Origin of the sequence: Streptomyces malaysiensis subsp. malaysiensis, from assembly GCF_040653035.1 — a bacterium.
Lineage (GTDB): Bacteria > Actinomycetota > Actinomycetes > Streptomycetales > Streptomycetaceae > Streptomyces > Streptomyces malaysiensis.
This window is the reverse complement of the sequence record NZ_JBEZNG010000052.1, coordinates 1-16,196: the sequence shown is the minus strand read 5'-3', so window position 1 is coordinate 16,196 and position 16,196 is coordinate 1. Positions and strand designations below refer to the sequence as shown.

13 protein-coding genes and 2 pseudogenes are annotated in these 16,196 nt (G+C 68.8%); 6 read left to right on the top strand and 9 right to left on the bottom strand.

Annotated features, from left to right (window positions below; translation table 11 throughout):
* Positions 1-42 precede the first annotated feature (42 nt).
* Complete coding sequence (locus tag AB0E24_RS44860; RefSeq protein ID WP_069870775.1) at positions 43-1,206, top strand: oxygenase MpaB family protein; 1,164 nt, start codon at positions 43-45, stop codon at positions 1,204-1,206.
* 51 nt (positions 1,207-1,257) lie between these two features.
* On the opposite strand, the gene AB0E24_RS44855 is transcribed toward AB0E24_RS44860, so the two are convergent.
* Positions 1,258-1,791: an aromatic-ring hydroxylase C-terminal domain-containing protein gene (locus AB0E24_RS44855; RefSeq protein ID WP_349306589.1), complete on the bottom strand. Its 534-nt coding sequence runs from the start codon at positions 1,789-1,791 to the stop codon at positions 1,258-1,260.
* Between the two features lie 415 nt (positions 1,792-2,206).
* Here AB0E24_RS44855 and rph point away from each other — a divergent pair, with 415 nt between their 5' ends.
* Positions 2,207-4,813, top strand: coding sequence for a rifamycin-inactivating phosphotransferase (rph, locus tag AB0E24_RS44850; protein ID WP_359385694.1), 2,607 nt, complete (start codon positions 2,207-2,209; stop codon positions 4,811-4,813).
* An 86-nt stretch (positions 4,814-4,899) separates the two neighbouring features.
* Here the strand turns inward: rph and AB0E24_RS44845 are convergent, their stop codons facing one another.
* Together AB0E24_RS44845 and AB0E24_RS44840 are read right to left on the bottom strand one after the other, a co-directional pair.
* Positions 4,900-5,541 (bottom strand): CE1759 family FMN reductase, encoded by a 642-nt coding sequence (locus tag AB0E24_RS44845; RefSeq protein WP_102935641.1) that lies wholly within the window; start codon positions 5,539-5,541, stop codon positions 4,900-4,902.
* Positions 5,538-6,659 carry an LLM class flavin-dependent oxidoreductase gene (locus tag AB0E24_RS44840; RefSeq protein WP_359385715.1) on the bottom strand — a complete coding sequence of 374 codons (1,122 nt, stop codon included), beginning with the start codon at positions 6,657-6,659 and terminating at the stop codon, positions 5,538-5,540. The genes AB0E24_RS44845 and AB0E24_RS44840 overlap by 4 nt, the downstream gene beginning before the upstream one ends.
* A 247-nt stretch (positions 6,660-6,906) precedes the next feature.
* Here AB0E24_RS44840 and AB0E24_RS44835 point away from each other — a divergent pair, with 247 nt between their 5' ends.
* Positions 6,907-7,533 (top strand): RraA family protein, encoded by a 627-nt coding sequence (locus AB0E24_RS44835; protein WP_079255595.1) that lies wholly within the window; start codon positions 6,907-6,909, stop codon positions 7,531-7,533.
* 64 nt (positions 7,534-7,597) lie between these two features.
* Here the strand turns inward: AB0E24_RS44835 and AB0E24_RS44830 are convergent, their stop codons facing one another.
* Positions 7,598-8,341, bottom strand: a complete 744-nt coding sequence (locus AB0E24_RS44830) for a flavodoxin family protein (RefSeq protein ID WP_079255594.1) — start codon at positions 8,339-8,341, stop codon at positions 7,598-7,600.
* A gap of 252 nt (positions 8,342-8,593) precedes the next feature.
* Between AB0E24_RS44830 and AB0E24_RS44825 the strand changes: the two genes are divergently transcribed.
* Positions 8,594-9,148: a dihydrofolate reductase family protein gene (locus AB0E24_RS44825; RefSeq protein ID WP_197710343.1), complete on the top strand. Its 555-nt coding sequence runs from the start codon at positions 8,594-8,596 to the stop codon at positions 9,146-9,148.
* 144 nt (positions 9,149-9,292) lie between these two features.
* On the opposite strand, the gene AB0E24_RS44820 is transcribed toward AB0E24_RS44825, so the two are convergent.
* The 5 genes and pseudogenes from AB0E24_RS44820 to AB0E24_RS44800 form a co-directional block, all read right to left on the bottom strand.
* Positions 9,293-9,430: a hypothetical protein gene (locus AB0E24_RS44820; protein WP_162496066.1), complete on the bottom strand. Its 138-nt coding sequence runs from the start codon at positions 9,428-9,430 to the stop codon at positions 9,293-9,295.
* A 579-nt stretch (positions 9,431-10,009) separates the two neighbouring features.
* A pseudogene (locus AB0E24_RS44815) lies at positions 10,010-10,751 on the bottom strand (dienelactone hydrolase family protein).
* A 553-nt stretch (positions 10,752-11,304) separates the two neighbouring features.
* Positions 11,305-11,934: a DJ-1/PfpI family protein gene (locus AB0E24_RS44810; protein WP_079255592.1), complete on the bottom strand. Its 630-nt coding sequence runs from the start codon at positions 11,932-11,934 to the stop codon at positions 11,305-11,307.
* 177 nt (positions 11,935-12,111) lie between these two features.
* The gene (locus AB0E24_RS44805; RefSeq protein WP_099017323.1) at positions 12,112-13,098 is read right to left on the bottom strand and encodes a GlxA family transcriptional regulator; all 987 of its coding nucleotides are present in this window, start codon (positions 13,096-13,098) and stop codon (positions 12,112-12,114) included.
* 219 nt (positions 13,099-13,317) lie between these two features.
* Positions 13,318-13,770, bottom strand: a complete 453-nt coding sequence (locus tag AB0E24_RS44800; RefSeq protein ID WP_359385688.1) for a hypothetical protein — start codon at positions 13,768-13,770, stop codon at positions 13,318-13,320.
* A gap of 298 nt (positions 13,771-14,068) precedes the next feature.
* On the opposite strand from AB0E24_RS44800, the pseudogene AB0E24_RS44795 reads away from it, so the two are divergent.
* Both AB0E24_RS44795 and AB0E24_RS44790 read left to right on the top strand, forming a co-directional pair.
* A pseudogene (locus tag AB0E24_RS44795) lies at positions 14,069-15,292 on the top strand (IS110 family RNA-guided transposase).
* A gap of 80 nt (positions 15,293-15,372) precedes the next feature.
* On the top strand, positions 15,373-16,196 hold an 824-nt coding region (locus AB0E24_RS44790; protein ID WP_359385686.1), incomplete at its 3' end, for a transposase.

Genomic DNA, 16,196 nt, shown 5'->3' with positions numbered 1-16,196 from the left:
GCCTGTGTCGTGGACGACCCGTCAATGACAAGGAGTCCCGTCATGACCTACACCGAGGCATCGATGGACGCCCTGCGGCAGGCCGGTGACGAACTCGCCGACGCCACCGTCGCCACCCTCTTCGAGCGCGGGGAGGTGGGGAAGTTCAACACCCTGATGCGCTATGTCTCCACCGTCGGCGCTCCCTTGCCGGACGGGCTGCCCGATGTCGCCCGCGAGTACCTTCGGGCCACCAGCGCCCCGCCGGCCTGGGTGGACTGGGGGGAGATGGAGAAGGCCCGGCTGTTCTTCATCGACAACAACGTGCACATCTCCACCGCGCTGTCCTTCGCCTCCATGCCCGCGTGCTACCTCGTCCCGCGGGTGGCAAAGCTGCTGTCGGCCACCCACGGGCTGAAGTACCCCTCCAAACGCATGGCTGAGACCGGCCAGTTTACCGTCTATCTGATGCAGCCCGGCGCCTTCGAGGCCGGCAGCCGCTTCATCCCCGCCGCCCAGAAGGTCCGCCTGCTGCACGCCTCCATCCGCCATCACCTGAGGCGGGAGAACCGCTGGGACGCCGACGCGCTCGGGACGCCGATCTGCCAGGAGGACATGATCGGCGGGCAGATGTTCTTCTCCCTGCTGGTCCTGGACAGCCTGCACCGCCTCGGCATCCACATGTCGACGGAGGGCGCGGAGGCGTATTACTACGCCTGGCGCGTGGTCGGAGCCATGCTCGGCGTCGACCAGGACGTCGTCCCCACGACTCTCGACGACGCCCGCCGGTTCCTCGACCTGTACATGGTCCGGCACATGGGGCCGACGGAGGAAGGCGCGCATCTGACCCGGCAGCTCATCGACCTCTACGAGGAGGTCGTGCCCGGGACCTTCTTCGACCCGATCGTCTCCGCCCTCATCCGCCACCTTGTCGGCGACACCTGCGCCGACTGGCTCCAGGTGTCGCGCACCCCCTGGGACGCCGTCGTCAAGGCCGTGCCCCACCTTCTCGGTGTACTGGAGACCATCGAGGACCGCTCCCCGCTCGGGGCCTGGGCGCTGGACCGCCTCGGCCACCTCACCACCATCCTCGAACTGTCCTCCCTCACCCGCGGACGCGTGATGCACTACGCCATCCCCGAGCAGCTCAGGAAGGACTACGGCATCCCCGGCACGGTGCCCCGCACCCACCGATGGACCCCGCCTGCCGCCACCGTCTCCCCGTGATCCGCGCACGCCACCTTCGACGGCGCGCGCGAAGGGGACGGGGGAGCTACCTCAAGCACCGGGGCTGCCGTACCACTGGACCGCGGCCCGCTCGAACGCCTCACGGTCCGGGTGGCGCTCACCTGCCCAGGCGACGACGCCGTCCGGCCGGACGAGCACGGCGCCTGACCCGAGGTCGTTTCTCGCCTGCCCGGCCGCGTACCGCACCCGGCTCTCCCAGCCCATCGCTGAACCGTGCAGGCATCGGTTCAGCACCGCGCATGGGCACCCGGCAGGCCGCTCAGGGCGGCGTGCCGGAGACGGGCGGACGGCCGTACGCCGCCGTGATCGCGGTCGCGCTCGCCGCACCCTCCGACGTTCACTCGCGGGGAGTCGGCCGGCCGATGGCGTCGAACACGGCGACCGGGTTGCGGCAGTCGCGCCAGTGCGTGATCTCTCGGTCCTTGATCGCGACGATGGAGACGAAGTGGTTGTCGTAGGCGGGCGCGGTGCTGACCGCTTGACCGCGGACCGCGTATGCGAGGACGACGACCGACGCTTCGCGGTCCCGTGGACGGCCAGTTCGTCGGAGCCGTGCAGGACCATCGCTTCCCCGTGGCCGCGGGAGTGCTCGGCGGCCATGGTGCTCGTGTCTGTGGGGACACCGTGTCGAGGAACGCTGGGTGCCGACCGATCCGAGCTACGGCGACCGTCTACGCGGTGCGTCGCCGCTTCGCGGAGAAGCTGGTCGGTTCCCATGAACGGCAAAGGCAAAGGCAAAGGCAAAGGCAAAGGCAAGGAGAAACACTCTCTCCTTGCCACTTTCAACATATAGCGCGCCGGGGGGCTTGCCGCAAGCCCCGGGGCATGGCGCACAATCGTCGGCCGATGCCACAACCTGCGGAAATGGGGGCACGACGTACGTGTGTTGTTGTCGACGTATGGGGGACGCGATGACGTCGGACCAGCGGTGGGACCGGCTCGCGGTGCGGCCGAGCACGGCTGCCCCGCAGGTCTCGCGATGAGTGAGCGGTACGTGTTGGATCTCCGCGAGGTTGCCGAGACGCAGGTCGCGGTCGTCGGGGGCAAGGGCGGGCACCTGGGCGGGCTGTCGCGGATCGAGGGCATCCGGGTGCCGGATGGCTTCTGCGTGACGACGGACGCCTTCCGGCAGATCATGGCGGAAGTGCCTTCGATCGACGATCAGCTCGATCAGTTGTCGCGCGTGAACCCGGACGACCGGGAGGCGATCCGCACGCTCAGCGCGCGGATTCGTCGGACCATCGAAGGGATTGCGATCCCGGGCGATCTCGCGGGGGCGATCACCCGAGCGCTCGGCCGGCACGGCGAACAAGCCGCCTACGCCGTCCGGTCCAGCGCGACGGCGGAGGATCTGCCGACGGCCTCCTTCGCCGGCCAGCAGGACACGTACCTGAACGTCGTGGGGCCGACGGCGATCCTCCAGCACATCAGCCGGTGCTGGGCCTCGCTGTTCACCGAGCGGGCGGTGATCTACCGCCGGCGCGGCGGCATCGACCACCGTACGGTCCACATGGCCGTGGTCGTGCAGCGGATGGTCTTCCCGGATGCGGCCGGCATCCTGTTCACGGCCGACCCCGTCACGGGCAACCGTAAGGTCGCCACCGTGGACGCCGGCTTCGGGCTCGGCGAGGCTCTGGTCTCCGGCCTGGTGAACCCGGACGTCTTCACGGTGCGACACGGCGAAATCGTCGCCAGGACGATCGCCGCCAAACAGCGTGCCGTCCACGCCCTGCCGGACGGCGGTACGCGGGAAGCGGCGATCGACGCGCGGCGGCAGGAGCAGCCGGCGCTGACGGACGCGCAGGTCGTGCGGCTCGTGGAACTCGGGCGGCGGATCGAAGCACACTTCGGCCGCCCGCAGGACATCGAATGGTGCCTGGTCGACGATGACTTCCAGATCGTCCAGAGCCGGCCGATCACGACACTGTTCCCCATCCCCGAGAGCGGCGACCAGGAGAATCACGTCTACCTCTCGGTGGGCCATCAGCAGATGATGACCGACCCCATGAAGCCCCTGGGGATCTCCGTATGGCAGCTGACGGCCATGGCGCCGATGCACGAGGCCGGCGGGAGGCTGTTCGTCGACGCCACCCGGCGCCTGGCCTCGCCCGCGAGCCGCGCCGCCCTCCTGGACGTCGTGGGCAGAGGCGATCCGCTGATCAGGGACGCTCTGGAGACCGTCCTCGAACGCGATGATTTCGTCCCGTCACTCCCGGACGCGGGTCCCGGCGGGCCCCCGGCCCGCGGCGCGTCCGCTCCGATCGAGACCGATCCGGCCATCGTCACCGGGCTGATCGAGCGCAGCCGGACGTCCATCGACGCCCTGGAGCGCGATATCCGGACGAAGACCGGACCGGCGCTGTTCGACTTCCTGCGGGAGGCATTCGAGGAGCACAAGCGCGTCCTCACGGATCCGCTGAGCATGCAGGCGATCATGGCGGGGATGGAGGCCACGTGGTGGCTCAACGACACGCTGCGGGAGTGGCTGGGCGAGAAGAACGCGGCCGACACGCTCACGCTGTCCGCCCCCGACAACGTCACATCGGAGATGGGACTGGCGCTGCTCGACGTCGCGGATGTGATCCGCCCGCATCCGGAGGTGGTGGCGTTCCTGCGGGGCGTCGAGTCCATCGAGGACGACGCCTTCCTGGACGAGCTGGCGAAGCTCGCGGGCGGGGCCGAAGCGCGCGACGCCATCGAGTCCTACCTCGACCGGTACGGCATGCGCTGCGTCGGCGAGATCGACATCACGAGGCCACGGTGGCGCGAGCGCCCCACCACGCTCGTGCCCGTGATTCTCGACAACGTCAGGAACTTCGAGACGGGCGCCGCCGGGCGGCGCTTCGAGCAAGGGCGGCAGAAGGCGCGGGAGAAGGAACGGGACGTACTGTCACGCTTGCGGGCCCTGCCGGACGGAGACCGGAAAGCCGACGAGGCCAAGCGGATGATCGACCGGGTCAGAACCTTCATCGGGTACCGGGAGTACCCCAAGTTCGGCATCATCAGCCGCTACTTCGTTTACAAGCGGGCCCTGCTGGCGGAGGCCGAGCGCCTCGTGGAGGCAGGTGTGCTTCCTGAACAGGAGGACATCTTCTACCTCACGTTCCAGGAACTCCACGACGTCGTGCGCTCGCACCAGGTGGATGACCGGCTCATCCAGCGGCGCAAGGACGCGTTCCGGTCGTACCACGCGCTCACCCCGCCCCGGGTGCTCACCTCGGATGGTGAGGCCGTCACCGGGGCGTACCGGCGCGACGACGCGCCGGCCGGCGCCCTGATCGGCCTGCCGGTTTCCGCCGGGACCATCGAGGGACGGGCCCGCGTCATCCTCGATATGGGGGAGGCCGATCTCGAGGCGGGCGACATCCTGGTCACCGCCTTCACGGACCCGAGCTGGTCGCCGCTGTTCGTCGGAATCGCGGGCCTGGTGACGGAGGTGGGCGGCCTGATGACCCATGGCGCGGTGATCGCCCGGGAGTACGGCTTGCCGGCCGTCGTGGGAGTGGAGCGGGCGACCCGACTGATCCGGGACGGGCAGCGGATCCGCGTGCACGGAACCGACGGGTACGTCGAGATCCTGCCCTGACCGGCCACCCCGAGCAGCACCCACGGCACACCCATCGGTCGGGAGGCGTCGAGTGGGACAGCCTCCCGGCCCTTGGCCTTTGCGCTTCATGTCGGATCCGTCGGCCGGCCGGGTCCCACGCCGGTCGTGTCGCCGAGCAGCCGCTGCATGGAGGCGAGGTCTTCGTCCGCCGGTTCGCGACGTACCCGTGGACCGCAGGCCCGCAGCAGACGGGAGAAGTCGGCCGCGGCGTCGGTGATGCGTTCCCCCAGGGCGGCGCCTGTCGGGGAGCCGAAATCGCTGGTGGCGGCGTAGACGGCACGGGGGGAGACGATCGCGTGCAGATAGGTGAGCATCGGGCGCAGCGCGTGTTCGAGGACCAGCGAGTGCCGCTCGGTTCCGCCCGTCGCGCCGATGAGGACGGGCAGGTCCGAAAGCGTCTGTTCCGGCAGTACATCGAAGAAGGACTTGAACAGCCCGCTGAAGGAGGCGTTGAAGGCGGGTGTGACGGCGATGATGCCGTCGGCGTCGGCGACCGTGCGGAAGGCGGATTCCAGTTCGTCCTTGGTGAAACCCGTCAGCATCGCGTCCATGATGAGGTGGCCCAGAGGGCGGAGTTCCACGAATGACGCCTCGACCTGTTCGCCGTGTTGTTCGAGTTCCCTGGTCACAGCCGTCGCCAGCCGGTCCGCGAGGAGCCGCGTCGAGGACGGCTCGCGCAGACCGCCGGTGATGATCGCCAATTTCATCGCGCTTCCGGTCCCTCTTCCTCGTCGGACGGCGGCTTTTCCTCGCTCCTACGGGCGCGGAGCAGGAACTCGTGCGTCGGGGCCGGCGGGACGTCGGCCGGCCTGCCGACGGCGAACTCCTTGCGGAGCACCGGCACCACTTCCTCACCGAGCAGATCGAGCTGTTCGAGCACCGTTTTGAGGGGGAGACCGGCGTGGTCGACGAGGAAGAGCTGGCGCTGGTAGTCGCCGGTGTAGTCGCGGAAACCCAGCGTGCGCTCGATGACCTGGGCCGGTGAGCCGACCGTCAACGGCGTGAGCGTCGTGAAGTCCTCCAGGGAGGGGCCGTGTCCGTAGACCGGGGCATTGTCGAAGTACGGCCGGAACTCGTCGACCGCCTCCTGGCTGTTGCGTCGCATGAACACCTGCCCACCCAGGCCGACGATGGCCTGTTCCGGGGCGCCGTGACCGTAGTGGGCGAAGCGCCGGCGGTACATCCGCACCATCGACTGCGTATGGGAGGTGGGCCAGAAGATGTGGTTGGCGAAGAATCCGTCCCCGAAATAGGCCGCCAGCTCCGCCACTTCGGGGGTGCGGATGGAGCCGTGCCAGACGAAGGGCGGGATGTCGTCCAGTGGCCGTGGCACAAGAGTGAAGCCCTGCAGGGCGGAACGCAGCTTGCCCTCCCAGTCCACCACCTCCTCGCGCCACAGGCGGCGCAGCAGACCGTAGTGCTCGACGGTCAGGGGGACGGCTTGGCGGATGTCCTGCCCGAACCACGGATAGACGGGCCCGGTGTTTCCTCGTCCCAGCATGACGTCCGTACGACCGCCGGACAGGTGCTGGAGCACGCTGAAGTCCTCGGCAATCTTGACCGGGTCGTTGGTCGTGATCAGCGTGGTCGAGGTCGACAGGATGATGCGCTCGGTCTGCCCGGCGATATAGCCGAGCAGCGTCGTCGGCGAGGAGGGTACGAAGGGCGGGTTGTGGTGCTCGCCGGTGGCGAAGACGTCGAGTCCGGCCTCCTCGGCCTTGCGCGCGATGGCGACGGTGGCCCGGATGCGCTCCGCCTCGGTGGGGGCGGTCCCGGTCGTGGGGTCGGTCGTGACGTCACCGACCGTGAAGATGCCGAATTGCATTCCCGGTGCTTCGGACGAGTCCATGCGGAACTCCCTCCGGATCTGATGTCCGGGTTATTCGCAATTCTCCCAGTCTTGCGACCGCCATGCAAAAACGTGTGCCTGCCGGGGAGGGGCTGGTCGTCCCCGGTGTTCCGCGCCTCGTCGCCGAGCTGCCACGGTGTGGACGGGTGACTAGCATGGGCCACATGATGTGTCCGGTATAGAGGGAATCGTCGGGTGTTGTGGTGAGAGGGAGGAAGCGACGGTGGCCAGCGATCTGAAACCCGTGCCCGACCGCGTGTCCTGCGCATCGCTGGTCGACGCCATGGGCCGGGTCCACGGTCACCGGGCGCATATCGTCGGCCTCGTCAGCCCCGCGCCACGCAAGCTGTTCGGGCCGGCCGCCACGATTGCCTATCTGCCCTACCGCGACGACATCCCGCACGCCGAGTTCGGCGATCTCTTCGGCCAGGCGGTGGGCGACCGTCCGGCGGGCACTGTGCTGGTGCTGTCCAGTGGAGGCTATTCCGACGTATCCCACGGCGGTGGAACGAAGCTCTCCAGGCTCGAACACACCCATGCCGCCGGAGTCCTGGCGGACGGGCGGCTGCGCGACTTCGGCCAACTGGGCGCCTACGGCTTCGCGACCTGGTGCCGGGGAGAGGCGACTCGGTGGGGCGGCGACATCGCCATGCCCTATGCCGTCAACGTCGCGGTGGAAGTGGGTGGCGTATGCGTGGTCCCCGGGGACTATGTCTACGCCGACGCCAGCGGTGCGGTCGTGATCCCGGGCGGAAGCCTGCGACGGGTGATCGACGAAGCGCTGAAGATCGAGGCCGAGGATGCCCGCACTGCGGAGGGGATCCTCGGCGAGTACCGGCCGCCCTCGTGAGGCACCGATTCTCGTCGAGAGGCCGGGCCGGTCGGCGGCCCTCTCGGAGAGATCCTCGGCAACCTCAGCGGTAATCGGGGTTGGGGTAGTCGAAGCGGCAGCCCGCTTCCCATTCGGAGCGCTGGTTGCCGTGGGCGGGGATGCCGTCGGCCCGCTTGAGCATGGCCCCCAGATGCATCAGGTTCCAGGTCATGAAGGCGGTGTTGCGGTTGGTGAAGTCGTTCTCCGGGCCGCCCGAATTCGGGTCCAGATATGACGGCCCCGGTCCCACCGCGCCGATCCAGCCCGCGTCGGCCTGGGGCGGGATGGTGTAGCCGAGGTGCTGGAGGCTGTAGAGGACGTTCATCGCGCAGTGCTTCACACCGTCCTCGTTGCCTGTGATCAGGCAGCCGCCGATGCGTCCGTAAAAGGCGTACTGGCCCCTGTCGTTGAGCAGGCTCGAGCAGGCGTAGAGACGTTCGATCACCCGCTTGGTCACCGAGCTGTTGTCACCGAGCCAGATCGGCCCCGCCAGCACCAGGATGTCCGCCGCCATCACCCGCTCGTAGAGCGTCGGCCAGGCGTCGGTGGCGAACCCGTGTTCGGTCATGTCCGGGTAGATGCCCGTCGCGATGTCGTGGTCGATGGCCCGGAACTCGTCCGTGGTGACCCCGTGCGCGTCCATGATTGCGCGACTTCTGTCGATCAGCCCCTGGGTGTTGCTCTGCTGCGGAGACGGTTTGAGGGTGCAGTTGACGTACAGGGCGGTCAGGTCGTCGAAGCGGTACGCGTCATCGGTCGGGGTGGCGGTGGATGGCGACGCTGCCATGGGGGCTCCTCGTAAGGGACTGCTGGCCCGGCGGGGCGGGCCAGGCTCAGCAGCATCTCGCGAAGATCGCCGTTTGGCAGGGAGCGACACCAGGGGCAGCCGGAGGGAAGGCGGGCGCCCCGGCGGACCGCCGCCACGGTTGCCAACGGCGTCGCCGGACCGATGAGTTCTCTCGCTCCGACCGGTCTGCACTCTCGACACGTCGACCACGCGACGACACGTCGACCACGCGAGAACGACCGGCAAGGAGCAATGACCGTGCGGAAGATCATCGAGCAGGCGGTAATCACCCTGGACGGCCAGATCAGCACGCCCCAGGACTGGCTCCCCACGCGGTGGGCCGGCGAGTTCGAGCAGCTGTCCAGGGACCTGCTCTTCTCCGTCGACGCGCTCCTCTACGGGCGGGTCAGTTACGAGAACCACGCCGAGGTGTGGCCGACCATGGAGGAGGCGTTCGGCGACTACGCGGTCCGGATGAACACCATCCCCAAGCACGTGGCGTCGCGCACCCTCACCGAGGTGAAGTGGAACGCCACGCTGCTCGGGGACGACGTCGTCGACGCCGTACGCAAGCTGAAGGAACAGCCGGGCGGCGACATCCTCAAGGTCGGCACCGGCGGCTCGTTCAGCCGGACACTGCTCGAGCACGGGCTGGTCGACGAGTATCTGTTCTGGCTGTTCCCGGTCATCGCCGGCAGCGGCGAACGGCTCTACGACGGGATCGACACCACGGACTTCGACCTGATCGACGTCAAGCGGCTCACCAACGGCGTCCTCGGCCTCACCTATGTCCCGACCGCCCGCTGACACCACCGTGCCCTGCCGCGCGACGGCACCAGTGTCCTGCGGACGGGAGCGCGGCCATGACCACGGCGGTGATCGCCGAAGCGGCCGTCAGCGGGCCGACGACGTAGGCGATCAGCTCGACGTCCGGTGGCCCACTCACCACCTTTACTGGACGCTGGCGCTCAGATCGTGCGGCGCCGCCACGCCACCGGTTGTCGCGATCATCCGGCGACCGGCCATGTGCTGGAACAGCAGCAGCGCGCCCGTGGCGAGCACCACCAGTTCCACGATGCCTATCGCCATATTCACCATGATCAACCCGGTTGGAGCAGAGCGATCTTTCCCAGGCGGGTGGGATGTCCGGGGACAGCGAGCTGGGCGTGGGCGGTTCCTGGGTGAGGTGGGCCGAGAGGTAGCCCACGGTGTCGGGGGCCTGAAACGGCAGCCGCCCCGTGATCAGCTCGAAGAGCAGCCATCCGAGCGCGTACAGGTCGCTGCGCGGCTCCGGGAAACTGCGGGCCTGCTCAGGGGCCATGTACAGGGGCGTGCCCACGATGACGCGCTGGCCGCTACGGGCTCGTCCGACGACGACCGCAGGGCGGGCTTCGCGGTGCTGGACAAAGCGCTCAGCTCGCCGGACACGTCGCCGTGCGGGGAGGTACGGGGATGAGTACGCGCGCAGTGATCCGGCGCGAGGGCGAGCGGGGCCGGGGTGCCGCGCCGCCCCGATCGGCCGGTACCGCCGATGGTCGGCACCGCCGCGATCGGGGCGGTGGTACGGGTGCCGGCCACCGCTCATGGAAGAGGGCCGGGGCCTGTCCTCGATGAGCGGTGTGCCGGCCGACATCAACCACTGTCTGCTGCCGGTCTGACGGCCCGGGCTTACTTCAGATGTCGGGTGAAGAACTGGGCCGCGGCGTCTCCCGCGAACTGCGGGACACCGGTGTGCCCGCCCATGTTGGCGTGCAGGGACTTCTCCTTGGAGCTGAAGGCGTCGAACAGGTCCAGGGCCGCCTGCCGGTCGTTGCCTTCGTCGTCCCACTGCAGCAGGACGTGCAGGGGAATAGTGACCTGCCGGGCCTCCTCGAACATGGCGCGAGGCACGAAACTCCCGGCGAAGAGACCGGCGGCCACGATGCGCGGTTCGACTGCCGCCAGTCGGACGCCGATGGAGATCACCCCCCCCCGAGTACCCGACCGGGCCGCCGATCTCGGGCAGCGAAAGGAGGGCGTCCAGGGCGGCCTGCCATTCCGGGACTGCCTTTTCGACCAGCGGGAGGATGAAGGCGTCGACGATCTCGTCGCTGACCGTCTCGCCGGCCTCCACTGCCCGGCGCAGGTCGGCGCGGGCCTGCTCGGCGGCGGGCCAACGGGGCCGGTCGCCGCTTCCGGGGAGCTCGATGGTGGCCGTGGCGAAGCCTTCCCCCGCGGAGCGCTGGGCCCGGGCCACCAGTCGGGGGTACATCTTGCGCAGCCCGAGGGGAGCGGGGCCGAGCAGGATCAGCGGCACCGGTGTGGAGGTGGACGCGGAGGCGGGCGTCCACAGGATGCCGGGGATGTCGCCGAGGGTGAATTCGCGCTCGAGGACGCCGTCGTCGAGGCGCTGTTCGGAAGTGAATTGCACGGTCGTGCCTTTCGGGAGGGCTCTGAAACGGCGCTCCCGGACGACCTATCGCCCGACCGTGACCCCGGAGGGGAGCACCCATGTCGATACTGTGTCCACGGGTACCACCTCCTCGTTCTCTCGCACGGCCTCCGGAAACGTAGCAGTGGCCGCTGTGGTCCCCCAACGGGTTTTTGCCACACCTGCCCGGCCCGGCCGCTCTCGTGGTGCGGCGGGCCGGTGTGCGGGTGCCCCCGGCGCGGCGGGGTTCAGGCGGACGTGGTGGTCGAGGCCGGGTCCGTACGGGGCTGCCGGCCGGTCCCGGGGCGGCAACCCCGGGACCGGCCCCCTCACCAACTCGAAGGGCACCCACGTGAACGCCGATCTCACCGCCCCAGCCCCCCCCGCGTGCTGACGCCGACGGTGGACGCCGAGACGTGCACGTGCACGCCCGCCGTCCGCTATGCCTGCGGCCACTGCTACCACGAACGGCAGTTGTCGCCGTGCCGCTCCAGTAGTCGGGTCAAGGGGGTACCGAGTTCCAAGGAGCAAACGTACGGTACGTCACACTCGCTCAGCTGGGTGCGAACAGCGTGAACAGTTTCTCGACGACCTCCGCGGGAGCGGCATCCTTGGTCCCCGAGTTGTAGGGCGGCTGCGGGGCGTACTCGATGAGGAGTTGCACCGCCTGCGCCACATCGTCGCCCGCGATCAGACCGGCCAGGGTCAGGGCCATGTCGATCCCCGCCGAGACGCCCGCAGCGGTCGCGTAGTGGCCGTCGATGACAACCCGCTCGTCGGTCGGCGTCACACCGAACTCGGCGAGTTGCTCCAGCGCGCCCCAGTGGCTCGTCGCCCGACGGCCGGCGAGGATTCCGGCGGCGGCGAGGATCAGGGATCCCGTGCAGACGGACGTCATCCAGGTGGAGGACCGGTCGACCGACCGCAGCCATGTGTGCAGGGCTCCGTCGGCCATCTGGTCCGCCTGGCCCGGACCGCCGCCGACGATCACCACGTCCGGGTTCGGCACCTCGGCGAGCTGTGCGACGACGTTGATCGACAGGCTGCCCAGGTCGTTGCGGACCAGGCCCGGGTTCTCGGCGACGAAGACGACCTCGGTGTCCGGCAGGCGGCCCAGCACCTCGTAGGGCCCGATGACATCCAGCGCGGTGAAGTCGGGATAGAGGACGATCGCGATCTGCATGAAGGGGTTCCTTCGGTTGTTCCGGACATTGCGGTCGCAATTCCGATCAGTTGCTGCACCACCGAGCGTAGAAGCAACCCCTCGTGACGCCTATGTCATGCAGACCAACAAATCTGCCATGCGACGGGGCGGGACCTCCCGCGGGACGGCGCCTCTGGGCAGGAGGTCGGGGCTGAGCTACCGGGGGTCGGGGCTGAGTGTCGACGGCTTGCCGAAACCGCGGCGGTACTCCGTGGGCGAGACATCGAGTTCCCGCATGAACGCACGACGCATCGCTTCCGGCGACCCGTATCCGCAGCGGCGTGCGATACCGGTCACGCCGTCGCGAGTGTCCGTCAGCGCGCGCTGCGCGGCCTCCAGACGGACAAGATCCACGAACCGGCCCGGGGTGACCCCCACCTCCTCGACGAACGCACGGGCGAACTGACGGGGAGACAGACCGGCGCGCTGCGCCAGCGCGGGAACAGAAAGGTCGGAGGCCAGGTTGGCAGCGGCCCAGTACTGAACCTCACGCAGCGGATCGGAGCGCGCCGTCTGCGCCGAGAGCTGGGCGCTGAACTGCGCCTGGTTCCCCGGCCGGCGGACGAAGACCACCAGCAGCCGAGCGATCTCGTCAGCCACCGCACGCCCGTAGTCCTCCTCGACCAGGGCGATGGCGAGGTCGATGCCGGTCGTCACGCCCGCCGACGTGGAGATCGTTCCGTCCCGGACGAAGATCGGGTTCGGATCGACCATCACCTGGGGGAACCTGCCCGCGAAGTAGTCACAGGCTTCCCAGTGCGTCGTGGCCCGGCGGCCGTCGAGCAGCCCGGCCTGCGCCAGCAGATAGGCCCCGGTGCACACTGATACGACGCGTCGCACATCAGGGCCACGCTGGCGCAGCCAGGTCACAAGCCCGCTGCCGACGTCCCCCACGCCCGGCCCACCGGGCACGAGCAGGATGTCCGGGTTCTCCGCATCGGCCAGATCCAGATCGGGAACCAGCCGCAGGCCCCCGGCGGACCGTACGGTTGCGCCACCGAGCGAGGCGGTGCGGACGACGTAGGGGGGCGTGCCCTCACTTCCGGTGTAGCGGGCCGCCACCGAGAACACGTCCACAGGACCGGCGATATCGAGGGGCTGCACACCGTCGAACAGGACGACGAGAACGGACTGGGTTCGCACCCCGGCCATACTCGCCGCGCGCACCTCGTCCATCACACCGCCGGGTCAGTGGGCCTTCGCGGTGGGGCAGCCTTCCGCCCGCACACCGCCACCCACGATGGCACAGCCCACACGACACGGGAGCCGCGAGGACGCCGTGCGCTACGTGAGGATTCTCCCCTACCCGTCCGGGAACCGCGAGGCACTGCCAGACGACTTCCTTCACGCATCGGACGTCCGTCACAGGCGGCCTGACCAGCACCCCAACACGCCTGACACACATGATGAGTCATCGGCACCACACCGGCCGGCCGTTGGCTTGAGTTCCTCCGGCGTGGGTTCGCGTGTGCGCGGCATTCCTGGAAGCCGAATCAAGGGGTCGATCGACCTCACATACTCTCTTGCCCGCTCCAGCCAGCGTCGAGCCGAGTCCAGATCCGACTCGTCCGCAGCGCCCTCCAGCTCGCCGATACGGCGTTCCACTGCCAAGCAGTACTCGGTGAGAACAGTCACCTCCTGCCATCGTCCGGCCTGGTCGCGAAGCACCTCAGTAAGCTGGTCGCGAACGGCTTCGTTCTTCGCCTCGTCTATAGCCGCTTGCCAACGGACCTCACGCTTCGCCCTGGCCTGCTGCTCGTCCTGCCTGCGCCGGACGTCTTCCACAGCGCGTGCCTCGATCTCTCCGAGGATCACGCCCAGGGCTTCTTCAAGCGTCCGGCTCTTCCGATCCCGCCGGCGACCCGGCCGAGCGGTCAGCTTGTCCTACCTTCCAAGCGTGGGTCTGAGCTGGTCATTCGTAAGATCGGCGGACCCAGGGGTTTCGGGTATGGCTGTGAGCTTGTCGCCGTTGGATGGCTCAAAGAACTTGGCCGCCCGGAGCCCCGCGACGACTCGACCGCTAATGGGGATACGCGACTCGATCGCTGTGTAGGACAACGTCGGCGAGGTCGTCTGCGGGATCAGTGTGTGACGACGAGCTGGCGGAGGTGACCTGCCCCAGATCTGGGCCGGAGTGGACATCGGCAAGGAACACCACCACTGCGTGGTGGTCGACGAGCGGGGCGAACGCCTCCTTTCCCGCCGGGTCTTCAACGACGAGTCGGTCCTGCTGGAGCTGATCGCGGACGTCCTCGCGCTCTCCGAGGACACGTTGTGGGCGGTGGACATCAATCACGGCGGTGCCGCCCTGCTCATCAGCCTCCTGCTCAGCCACGAACAGCCGATGGTCTACATCACCGGCCTCGCCGTACACCAGGCTTCGGCCGCCTACCGAGGCCAGGGCAAGACGGACGAGAAGGACGCGTTCGTCAATCGCCGACCAGGCACGCATGCGCAAGGACCTCGGTCTTCTGCGACCCGGCGACGAGATAGCCGTCGACCTGCGGACCCTGACCGCCCGCCGCCTCGACCTGGTCAACGACCGGACCCGCCAGACCAACCGTCAGTGGGCTCAACTGCTGGAGTTCTTCCCCCGCGTTGGAGCGTGCGCTGAATCTGGGCAAGGAGGGCCCGGTTGTTCTCCTCACCAGCTACCAGGTGCCGGCCCGCCATCCGTCGCAGCGGGGCCACGCGGATCGGAACCTGGCTGAGGAACCGCAAGGTGAAGAACGCGGCCGCGCTCGCTGAGACAGCTGTCGAGGCAGCCAGGGCCCAGCACACTGCTCTGCCTGGAGAAACCCTCGCGGCCGCCATGGTCGCTCGCATTGCCAAGGGGGTGCTGGCCCTCGACGAGGAGATCGCCGAACTCGACGCGCTCATCCAAGCCCGGTTCAACGAGCACCGACACGCAACGGTGATCCGGAGCCTGCCCGGCATGGGCACCCTCCTCAGCGTCGAGTTCATCGCCGCCACCGGTGGCGACCTGGATGCCTTCGGCACGGCCGACCGCCTCGCGTCCTTCGCCGGCCTTTCACCCGTGCCGCGGGACTCCGGTCGCGTCAGTGGCAACATGCGCCGCCCGCGCCGCTACCACCGCGGCCTGCTCCGTGCCTTCTACCTCTCCGCGATGGCCAGCCTGAGAACCTGCTCCGCCTCCCAGGCTTACTACGGGCGCAAGCGGAACGAGGGGAAGGGGCACAAGCAGGCCCTGCTCGCTCTGGCCCGCCGACGAGCCAACGTCTTGTGGGCCATGCTCCGCGACGGAGAGTGCCATGAGGCCCTACCAACCATCACGGCTTATGGTCGGACCCAGTCGTGTGGTCATTCTTTGGAGTGATTGCAGGGTATGGAGGTGGCCTGCCCTCGTGATCCTGAACTCCGCGACGAGCTGCGGGAGTTCACGAGGAAGGCCGTGGGATGAGTGTGCTGGCGCGTGCCGGCGAACGAGATGCGTTCGCGGAACTGTCACGCTTTCGGACGGCCTTCTACGGGTCTCTGACCGCGCGAGCGGATGCGTTCTTCGAACTGACCGACGCGCTGCTGTGCGCGGACGGTCCGACACGGACGCCGGTGGAGCTGTCACTGCTCGCCGAGCACCGGCGCGGCTACGGTTCTCTGTACGGGGCCTTGAACCACGGCCGCTCCAAAGCGGCCGCACAGATCATCCCGGGCTGGCCCTTCTCGTTCGTCGCCGCGCTCACCCCGGACCGCACCTCGTGGACCGCGGTGCTGGACGCGGTCCGTCTCGGGCCCGAGGACGATGCGATCGCGGTGACTGCCCACCAGCTCCGGCAGGTCGTGGAACGTCTGATCCGTGCGGGCCAGTGGAACGACGGAGACCGGGACGTGCTGGTGGTGATGGACGCCGGCTACGACGTGACGCGCCTGGCCTGGCTCCTGTCCGACCTGCCCGTCGAACTGGTCGGACGCCTGCGCTCCGACCGCGTCCTGCGGCTGCCGAAGCCGCCGCGAGTCTACGACCCGAAGGGCGGCCGGCCGCCCGAGCACGGACCGGAGTTCCGCCTGGCCAAGCCAGAGACCTGGCCCGAGCCCGCCGTGGTGACCATGAACGACACACCCCGCTACGGCAAGGCCGAGGCCCGCGCATGGGACCGGGTCCACCCCCGGCTCACCCACCGCTCGGCTTGGAAGAAGTGCTTGAAGCCGTCCGCGCAGTTCCTGGGGTGGGCACTGCGGTCCGTGGTGATCGGCGGCTCGGGGGGCGCTCCACGTACCCAGTC